Origin of the sequence: Streptomyces nanhaiensis, assembly GCF_046614825.1 — a bacterium.
Taxonomy (GTDB): domain Bacteria; phylum Actinomycetota; class Actinomycetes; order Streptomycetales; family Streptomycetaceae; genus Streptomyces; species Streptomyces radiopugnans.
The window spans coordinates 1-7,470 of the sequence record NZ_JBKJFM010000217.1 but is presented as its reverse complement, the minus strand read 5'-3'; the positions used below and the strand labels follow the sequence as shown (position 1 = coordinate 7,470).

8 protein-coding genes are annotated in these 7,470 nt (G+C 76.8%); 2 read left to right on the top strand and 6 right to left on the bottom strand.

Annotation, left to right across the window (positions count from 1 at the left end):
* The 3 genes from ACLIYP_RS28265 to ACLIYP_RS28255 all read right to left on the bottom strand — a co-directional run.
* Window positions 1-1,124: GNAT family N-acetyltransferase (locus ACLIYP_RS28265; protein ID WP_412715937.1), on the bottom strand; the 1,124-nt coding region annotated here is incomplete at its 3' end.
* Between the two features lie 128 nt (window positions 1,125-1,252).
* Window positions 1,253-2,527, bottom strand: a complete 1,275-nt coding sequence (locus tag ACLIYP_RS28260; RefSeq protein ID WP_412715936.1) for a cytochrome P450 family protein — start codon at window positions 2,525-2,527, stop codon at window positions 1,253-1,255.
* A 95-nt stretch (window positions 2,528-2,622) separates the two neighbouring features.
* The gene (locus tag ACLIYP_RS28255) at window positions 2,623-3,375 is read right to left on the bottom strand and encodes a SanA/YdcF family protein (RefSeq protein WP_412715935.1); all 753 of its coding nucleotides are present in this window, start codon (window positions 3,373-3,375) and stop codon (window positions 2,623-2,625) included.
* Between the two features lie 146 nt (window positions 3,376-3,521).
* On the opposite strand from ACLIYP_RS28255, the gene cutA reads away from it, so the two are divergent.
* Window positions 3,522-3,851, top strand: coding sequence for a divalent-cation tolerance protein CutA (gene cutA / locus ACLIYP_RS28250; protein WP_412715934.1), 330 nt, complete (start codon window positions 3,522-3,524; stop codon window positions 3,849-3,851).
* A 14-nt stretch (window positions 3,852-3,865) separates the two neighbouring features.
* Here the strand turns inward: cutA and ACLIYP_RS28245 are convergent, their stop codons facing one another.
* Genes ACLIYP_RS28245 through ACLIYP_RS28235 form a run of 3 tightly spaced genes read right to left on the bottom strand, consistent with a single transcriptional unit; the run spans window position 3,866 to window position 6,653 of the window.
* On the bottom strand, window positions 3,866-4,213 hold the full coding sequence (locus tag ACLIYP_RS28245) for a type II toxin-antitoxin system PemK/MazF family toxin (RefSeq protein ID WP_412715933.1): 348 nt from the start codon (window positions 4,211-4,213) through the stop codon (window positions 3,866-3,868).
* Window positions 4,200-4,430, bottom strand: coding sequence for a ribbon-helix-helix domain-containing protein (locus ACLIYP_RS28240; RefSeq protein ID WP_412715932.1), 231 nt, complete (start codon window positions 4,428-4,430; stop codon window positions 4,200-4,202). Before ACLIYP_RS28240 ends, ACLIYP_RS28245 begins: the two co-directional genes overlap by 14 nt.
* A 45-nt stretch (window positions 4,431-4,475) precedes the next feature.
* Window positions 4,476-6,653: a molybdopterin oxidoreductase family protein gene (locus ACLIYP_RS28235; protein WP_412715931.1), complete on the bottom strand. Its 2,178-nt coding sequence runs from the start codon at window positions 6,651-6,653 to the stop codon at window positions 4,476-4,478.
* A gap of 160 nt (window positions 6,654-6,813) precedes the next feature.
* Here ACLIYP_RS28235 and ACLIYP_RS28230 point away from each other — a divergent pair.
* A partial coding sequence (locus ACLIYP_RS28230; protein WP_412715930.1) for a sirohydrochlorin chelatase occupies window positions 6,814-7,470 on the top strand: 657 nt, incomplete at its 3' end.

Here is a 7,470-nt window from a genome sequence, read left to right as displayed (position 1 = left end):
GCGACGGACGGGACGTTGCGGATGTCGGGTTCGGCGACGACCCGGCCGCACGCCGGCCGCCGGTCCAGGACGAGGTCGGAGACCGCCCGCAGCAGCACCGTGCCGACGCCGCGCCCCCGGTCCGCCGGGCCGTCCGCCAGCAGGACGCGGGCCAGCGCGTCGGCCTGCTCCTGGGCGGCGCCGGCCAGCCCGTAGACCCTCCCGCCGTGCTCGGCGCAGTCGCCGACGGCGTGGATCCGGGGGTCGCCGGTGCGCAGCTCGTCGTCGACGACGATCCCGTCGCGGACCTCCAGCCCGGCCGCCCGGGCGAGCCCGGCCCGCGGGCGCACCCCGCAGGCCAGGACGACCAGTTCGGCCTCCAGCCGGTAGCCGTCGGCGAGTTCCACGCCGCGGGCCACGGCCTCCGCGCCGGCGGCCCCCTTCCCGGGGCTCCCCGCGGTCAGCAGGCCGCGGACGCGGCACTCGGTGTGGACCTCGACGCCCAGCCCCTCCAGGTGCCCGCGCAGCAGCGCCGAGGCGCGGGCGTCCAGATGGCGCTCCATGAGGTGTTCGCCCTGGTGGGCGAGGACGGTGCGCACCCCGCGCCCGGCCAGCGCGCGGGCCGCCGAGACACCGAGCAGGCCGCCGCCGACGACGACGGCCCGCACCCCGGGCCGTACCGCCGCCTCCAGCGCCCGGCAGTCGGCCAGGGTGCGGAAGGGGTGCACGCCGCGGGGCGGCTCGTGCCCGCCGCCGGGGAAGAGCCCGCGCAGCGGCGGCAGCACCGGATTGGAGCCGGTGGCCAGCACCAGCGTGTCGTACGGCAGCGAGGAGCCGTCGTCGCACCGCACCAGCCGCTCGGCCCGGTCCAGCCGCACCGCCCGCACACCGCGCAGCCAGCGGGCGGCGGACGGTGCGGGCAGGCCGATCACCTCCGGCGCGTACCGCCCGGCCAGCACCCCGGCCAGCAGCACCCGGTTGTACGGCGCGTGTGGCTCCTCGCCGACGACCGTCAGGTCCACGGCGGCGCCGCCGTGGCCGCCGGGGCCGCCGGTACCGAGGGCGCCGGCGGCGGCGAGCTGCCCGGCGAGCCGGGCGGCGGCCATTCCGCCGCCGATCACCACCACACGCTTCGTCGAGGTCATACGGAAAGCGTGCGGCGCGGCTGTTTCCCGTCCGCATCACCGCTGTTTCCCGGCGGCAACACCGCCCTCAGCGCACCCGGACCCCGGCTGTGAGCCCGGGCGGGGCGCCGCCCTCCCGGACGCGGCCCTCAGGGCCCCAGGCGGACGGGCAGCGCCGCCAGGCTCCTGGTCCACGGCGACGAGGCCCAGGCCAGGCGCTCCTCGGGCACGGCCAGCCGCAGCCCCGGCAGCCGCCGCCGCAGCACCTCCACGGCCGTCCGCGCGATCAGCCGGGCCTGCGGCTGGGCCGGGCAGGCGTGCGGTCCCGCGCCGAACGCCACATGCGCGCGGTTGCCCGTCACCGGCCGCCCGCACGCGGGCAGCACCCGCGGGTCGCGGCCCGCGGCGGCCAGCCCCAGCACGAGCATGTCCCCGGCCCGTACCTCCCGCCGGCCCAGGCGGACGTCGCGCAGGGCGTATCGGCCGGGGAGGTTCTGGGTGGGCGGGAACCGCCACAGCACCAGGTCCAGCGCCTCGTCCAGGGTCAGGTGTCCGCCGTCCAGAGAGGAGCGCAGGACCGGATCGGTCAGCAGCAGGCGCAGCGTGGTGGCGATCCAGTTCTTCGTCGTCTGGTGGGCCGCCACCACCGTCACGGCCAGGTTGTGCAGCACCTCCTCCTCGCGGAGCGAGGCGGGGTGCGTCAGCAGCCAGGAGGTGAGGTCGGGGCCCGGCGCGCGCCGCTTCTCCCGCAGCAGGGCCAGCAGGACGCGCTCCAGCCGGCGGCCGGCGTGGACGGAGTCGGCGTTGGCGGCGGCCGTGCCGGCGACGGCCTCCGCCAGTTTCCGGCTGACCGGCTCGTCCGCCCCCAGCAGCCGGGTGACGACCCGCGCCGCCAGGCGGTGCGCGTAGTGCGGTACGAGGTCGGCCTCGCGCCGCCCGGCGAAGGAGTCGATCAGCCGGTCGGCGGTGTCGCGCACCAGGCGGCCCAGCTCGCCGCCGTCGACCCGGCCCAGCGCGTCGGCGACGGCCGACCGCATCCGCCGGTGCCGCCGTCCGTCGGCGAACATCAGGGCCGGACGCCAGCCGACGAACGCCAGCAGCGGGGAGTCGGCCGGCACGCGCCCCTCGCGCAGCAGGCGCCAGTGGCGCGGGTCGTGGCTGAAGTCCCGTTCGCGGCGCGCCACCCGCAGCAGCTCCTCGTAGCCCATGACCAGCCAGGCGTGCACCCCCGGGGCCAGGGCGACGGGCGCGACCGGTCCGTGTTCCGCGCGCAGCCGCTCGTACAGGGCGGGCAGGCCATCGCCGTCCAGGCCCGCGCCGTACAGCGGTACGTGGCGCGACCGGCCGGAGTGCCCCGGCCGGTCGGGGTGGCCGGGGCACTGCGGTGGCGTCTCGGTCCGGGGGCGGCGGGGAGCAGCGGTCATGGTGGCTCCGGGAGGGGGGAGGGGAGGACGGGAGGGGGTGCGGCCCGTGGGGCGGCCCGTACCACCGGCAGACAACGCGTCGGCGGCCGACGCGGTCAACCGCCTTCTCCGAAAAGAGTCCTGGAATACCCCTCAGGAGTGAGCCGGCGGGCCGCGGGCGGCTCGGACCAGCCCTCCAGAGCCCGGTCGAGACCCCGCTCGCGCGGCCCGAGGAAGCGCGGATCGGGGGTGAACGTCGCCTCCAGCCCGGCCTTCGCCGCGCCCGCCACCTCGCGCAGCGCGCCGTAGTACCAGGTGCCGTCGCGCGGCTCGGCGACACCGACGCCGTACGCGTCGATCCCGGCGGCCCGGCACAGGGCCAGCGCGCGGCGTATGTGGAAGCCCTGGCTCACCAGCAGCGCCCGCTCCACGCCGAAGATCCGCCGGGCGCGGGTGCAGGAGTCCCAGGTGTCGAAGCCCGCGTGGTCGCCGACGACGTCCTCGGCGGGGACGCCGCGGCGCACCAGGTAGTCCCGCATGGCGCCCGTCTCGTCGTAGTCGCGGCGGCTGTTGTCACCGGTGACCAGCACCGCGCGCACCCGGCCCCGGCCGTACAGCTCGGCGGCGGCGTCCAGCCGGTGCGCCAGGTACGGCGACGGCTCCCCGTCCCACAGCCCGGCGCCGAAGACGACCACGACCGGGGCGGCCGGTGCGCCGCCGAGGGAGCGGACGCGGTCGCCGGCGGAGACCGCGACCCAGGTCGCGGGCAGCAGCCCCAGCACGCACAGCAGCACCGCGGTCTGGAGGACCTGCCTCCTTCCGGGCTTCACGGTCTTCCGCATTCCCTTGGCCTTTACCGAGCCGGTCATCACACCGGCGGAGACGGTACGAGCCGCGCCGCGGTTGCCGCGGCTACGGTGGGCGGCACCGGACCGCGAAGGCGGCGGATGCGGCGCGGACCGCGAAGGCGGCCGGGAACGGGAAGAACGGGAACGGGAGAAGAGGAGCGGCGGCCATGGCGGAGACGGGCGTCCTGACGGTGCTGACCACCACCGACAGCCGGGAGAAGGCCGAGGCGCTGGCGCGCGGCGCGGTGGAGGCCCGCGTCGCGGCGTGCGCCCAGGTCTCCGGCCCGGTGACCTCGGTCTACCGGTGGGAGGGCGAGGTGCGCGCCGAGCCCGAGTGGCAGGTGCTGCTGAAGACGGCGGCGGCCCGCTACGACGCCCTGGAGGCGCACCTGCGCGCGGCGCACGACTACGACACCCCCGAGATCATCGCCACCCCGGTCGTCCGCGGCGGCGCGGACTACCTGGCCTGGGTCGCCGAGGAGACGGAAGGTTCCTGAGCCGTGCGGCGGCTTTACAGGGCCAGATGACGACGCAGGGCGGCGTCGAGGTCGGCCAGGATGTGCGACGGCAGCACACCGACCCGGTGCAGCACCCGTTCCACGGCCACGGAGCGCACCTGTTCGCACTGGGCTTTGGAGTCTTTGCGCAGGCCGCAGTCCGCGGCCTTGAGGAGTACCTGGAACGGGTGGACACGCGTGGTGTTGGAGGTCACGGGCACCACGGTCAGCACACCCCGGCCGGCGCGGTCCACCGAACGGTTGGCCGCGTCGTTGGAGACGACGACGGCGGGGCGTGCCTTGTTCGCCTCACTGCCGCGAGTCGGGTCCAGATCGACCAGATAGATGTCACCGCGCCGCATCGCCGAGCCCGTCCGCAGCGGTCGCGTCCCACAGCTGCGCGTCCTCGTCCTCGGCCCACTCCTGCCAGGCGGCGGTGTAGTCCTGTTCGAGTTCCGAGGCGCGCAGCAACTCGATCGCGGCGTGTATCACGGCCGATCGCGACTCGATCTCGGCCCTGGCGGCGTATGCGTCGACGAAGGCGATGTCTTCCTGAGGGAGGCTCACACTTACCTTCATACCGCCGATGGTACAACGGTGGCTTCGGCGGTGCTACCCCGACTGCTACCCCGAATCCCCCGCACGCTCCACCCGGACCGCGCAGACCTTGAACTCCGGCATGCGCGAGACGGGGTCCAGGGCCGGGTTGGTCAGGGTGTTGGCGCGGCCCTCGCCCGGCCAGTGGAACGGCATGAACACCGTGTCCGGGCGGATGCCCGGGGTGATCCGGGCCGGCGCCACCGCCCGCCCCCGCCGCGAGACCACCGCCACCGGCTCCCCCTCGGCCACCCCGATCCGCTCGGCCAGCCGCGGATGGAGCTCGACGAACGGGCCCGGGGCGGCGCCGTTGAGCTCCGCCACCCGGCGGGTCTGGGCGCCCGACTGGTACTGGGCCAGCACCCGGCCCGTGGTCAGCAGCAGCGGGTGGTCGGCGTCCGGCTCCTCCGCCGAGGGGCGGTGGGCGACGGGCGCGAAGCGGGCCCGGCCGTCGTCGGTGGCGAAGCGGTCCAGGAACAGGCGCGGGGTGCCGGGATGGGGGCCGGGGGAGCGGTCCACGGCGGGGTCGTCGGCCTCGTCCGTGCCCGGGACCTCCGGGCACGGCCAGAAGACCCCGTCCTCCTCGGCGATACGGCGGTAGGTGATCCCCGAGTAGTCCGCCAGGCCCCCGGCCGAGGCCCGCCGCAGCTCGTCGAAGACCTCCTGCGGGTCGGTGGGGAACCCCCTCTCCCAGCCCAGCCGCGCCGCCAGCGCGTTCAGCACCTCCAGATCGGTGCGCACTCCGGGCGGGGCGTCCACGGCCCTGCGGCGCAGCAGCACCCGGCCCTCCAGACTGGTGGTCGTCCCCGTCTCCTCCGCCCACTGCGCCACCGGCAGCACCACGTCCGCCAGCGCGGCCGTCTCCGACAGCACCACGTCGCACACCGCCATGAAGTCCAGCGACCGCAGCCGCCGTTCGACATGGGCGGCGCGCGGAGCGGAGACGACCGGGTTGGAACCGGTCAGCAGCAGGGCGCGCACGTCGCGGCCGAGCGCGTCCAGCAGCTCGTACGCGCTGCGTCCCGGCCCCGGCAGCACAGCGGGGTCGACTCCCCACACCCGCGCCACGTGCTCGCGCGCCGCCGGGTCGTCCAGCCTGCGGTAGCCGGGCAGCTGGTCGGCCTTCTGGCCGTGCTCGCGCCCGCCCTGGCCGTTGCCCTGCCCGGTCAGGCAGCCGTAACCGGACAGCGGGCGGCCCGCCCGGCCGGTGGCCAGGCACAGGTTGATCCAGGCGCCGACGGTGTCGGTGCCCTTGGACTGCTGCTCGGGTCCGCGCGCGGTGAGCACCATCGACGACCGCGCGTCGCAGAACAGCGCAACCGCCTCCCGCAGCGCGGGCACCGGCACCCCGGTGATCCGCTCCACCAGTTCCGGCCAGTGCGCCATCGCCGCCGCGCGCGCCTCCTCCCAGCCGCTGGTGCGCGCCGCCACGAAACCGGTGTCCACCCGCCCCTCGGCCACCACCAGGTGCAGCATGCCCAGTGCGAGGGCCAGGTCCGTGCCGGGGCGCGGGGCCAGGTGCAGGTCGGCGTGCTCGGCGGTACGGGTGCGGCGGGGGTCGACGACGATCAGCTTCCCGCCCCTCTCGCGCAGCTCGGTGAAGTAGCGCAGGGCGGGCGGCATGGTCTCGGCGGGGTTGGCGCCCACCAGGATCACGCAGCCGGTCCGCGCGACGTCCGCCAGCGGGAAGGGCAGCCCGCGGTCCAGCCCGAACGCCCTGTTCAGGGCGGCGGCGGCCGAGGACATGCAGAACCGGCCGTTGTAGTCGATCTGGGAGGTGCCCAGCACCAGCCGTGCGAACTTGCCCAGCGAGTACGCCTTCTCGTTCGTCAGCCCGCCCCCGCCGAACACCCCCACCGCGTCCGGCCCGTACGAGGCCCGCGCGGCCGACAGCCCCGCGGCGGTGCGGTCCAGCGCCTCGTCCCAGCCGGCCGGCTCCAGCGGCCCGCCGGCGCGGCGCCGCACCAGCGGCCCGGTCAGCCGGACCCGGGAGGAGAGCAGGGCGGGGGCGGTGCGGCCCTTGCCGCACAGCGCGCCGCGATTGACGTCGAAGGCGGTGCGCTCGACCACCTCGACCCCCTCCTCGCCCCCGCTGGGGCGCAGCCCCATGCCGCACTGCAGGGCGCAGTACGGGCAGTGGGTGTCCACGGTCACCGCGGGCGCCCGGAGGGCCCGTCCGTCCGGCTGGGCAGTCGTCGCGCTCATGCCGCCCAGCGTGCGTCGCGCGTGTTACGCCGGGCGCCCCCGCGGGTTACGGGCCCGGTACGCCGGGCTCAGCCCGCCGGGGCCGGCGCCGTGAGCCGTGTGCAACCGGGCGTCACAGAGGCGCAACGGCGGGGCAACCGCGGCCCGCCACACTCGGCTCATGACCTCCCTCCTCCGCGCCCGCCCACGCCCCGTGCCCCCGCTGGTCGCGGTCGCCCACGGCTCCCGCGAGCCCGGGGCGCTGCGCACCGTCACCGCACTGCTCGACCTCGTGCGGTCCCTGCGTCCCGGGCTGCGGGTGGAGCTCGGGCACGTCGAGCTGAACGAGCCGCTGCTGCCGGACACCCTGGAGGCGCTTCCGGCGGGGGAGGCGGTCCTCGTGCCCCTGCTCCTCGGCCGCGGCCACCACGTCAAGCACGACCTGCCCGGGGCCGCTGCCGCCGCCGGGCACCTGTCCGTGCCGATCGCCGCGCCGCTGGGCCCGCACCCCCTGCTGGCCGAGGCACTGGCCGGGCGGCTGGCCGAGACGGGCTGGAGCGCCGCCGGCGCGTCCCGCACCGGCGGCGTGGTGCTGGCCGCCGCCGGATCGCGCGACCCGGACTCGGCCCGGGACGCCGAGCGTACGGCCGCCCTGCTCTCCGCCCGCCTCGGCGGCGTCCCGGTGGTGCCCGCCTACGCCTCGGCCGCCGAGCCGACCGTGCCCGAGGCCGTGGCCGCCCTGCGCGCCGCCGGGCGCCACGACACCGCCCTGGCCTCGTACTTCACCGCGCCGGGCCTCTTCGCCACCCGGTGCGCGCGGGACGCCTCCGGCCTGCCC

What these genes read in the sequence shown, in the direction of transcription:
- ACLIYP_RS28245 (WP_412715933.1), bottom strand. Translation starts at nt 4,213, where the DNA reads ATGCGGCGCGGTGACATCTATCTGGTCGATCTGGACCCGACTCGCGGC.
- ACLIYP_RS28260 (WP_412715936.1), bottom strand. Translation starts at nt 2,527, where the DNA reads ATGACCGCTGCTCCCCGCCGCCCCCGGACCGAGACGCCACCGCAGTGC.
- cutA (WP_412715934.1), top strand. Translation starts at nt 3,522, where the DNA reads ATGGCGGAGACGGGCGTCCTGACGGTGCTGACCACCACCGACAGCCGG.
- ACLIYP_RS28235 (WP_412715931.1), bottom strand. Translation starts at nt 6,653, where the DNA reads ATGAGCGCGACGACTGCCCAGCCGGACGGACGGGCCCTCCGGGCGCCC.
- ACLIYP_RS28240 (WP_412715932.1), bottom strand. Translation starts at nt 4,430, where the DNA reads ATGAAGGTAAGTGTGAGCCTCCCTCAGGAAGACATCGCCTTCGTCGAC.
- ACLIYP_RS28255 (WP_412715935.1), bottom strand. Translation starts at nt 3,375, where the DNA reads ATGACCGGCTCGGTAAAGGCCAAGGGAATGCGGAAGACCGTGAAGCCC.